1 protein-coding gene is annotated in these 709 nt (G+C 33.1%); it reads right to left on the bottom strand.

Annotated features, from left to right (window positions below; genetic code table 11):
* Positions 1-158 precede the first annotated feature (158 nt).
* Positions 159-539, bottom strand: coding sequence for a hypothetical protein (locus H6A27_RS14460; protein WP_087213248.1), 381 nt, complete (start codon positions 537-539; stop codon positions 159-161).
* Between the last annotated feature and the right edge of the window lie 170 nt (positions 540-709).

Raw genomic sequence — 709 nt, 5'->3', positions numbered from 1 at the left:
GCATAATCACGAATTTCATCATCATAGCCGTAACGCTTATAATTTTTCACAACATCTATTAGCTTATCATTGTCAAATCTCTTTAGAATATCAAAATCTTCCATAAAAAATTGTTTTATTGTTTATAATGGCTAAGCGGGGAACGCAGTTAGGCGTTATCACGCTTTGTTAGTCACATTATTATTCTTGCTTATAAATTCATAACAGTCATCCAAAGAATATTGGGCTAAAGCGCTTTCTATCCATTTTTCATAACTATCGGGAAGTTTTTCACATTCAGGATGTGTAAACCAATACGTTTCACCATATAGAGCAAGCATTGCCCAATGATAAATGTTTTCGTGAGAAAAGAAAACAATATCATCAGTAGTGTTTATAGGCTGTTGTAGAGGATGAAAGTCTTTAACCACTTGTTGTGCATTCTCTATGGTAGTATTTCCATATATAGATATGCACTCTTTCAATAGTTCGCAAAACACTTTGAAATGAAAGATGATTTTAACATCTTCATCCTCTGCTACTATAATGTCTTTGTTCATACTGTTATCATTTATAAGTTATTGCAAGTTGTGACTAATGGTTTGGTGAGGAACAGCGTTAAGCTGTTGGCTCGACCTTGTTATAAGCTACATTGTTCTGTTATTATATTCTTTATTATTTTAGAATCTGTGCCATTCAGCATGTAAACGCTGCATAGTTTACTAAGAGC

The organism is Bacteroides caecigallinarum (genome assembly GCF_016902295.1).
In the GTDB taxonomy this organism is placed as follows: Bacteria; Bacteroidota; Bacteroidia; order Bacteroidales; family Bacteroidaceae; genus Phocaeicola; species Phocaeicola caecigallinarum_A.
Note: the sequence above shows the minus strand (reverse complement) of the source record. Positions and strands in the feature narration are given on the sequence as shown.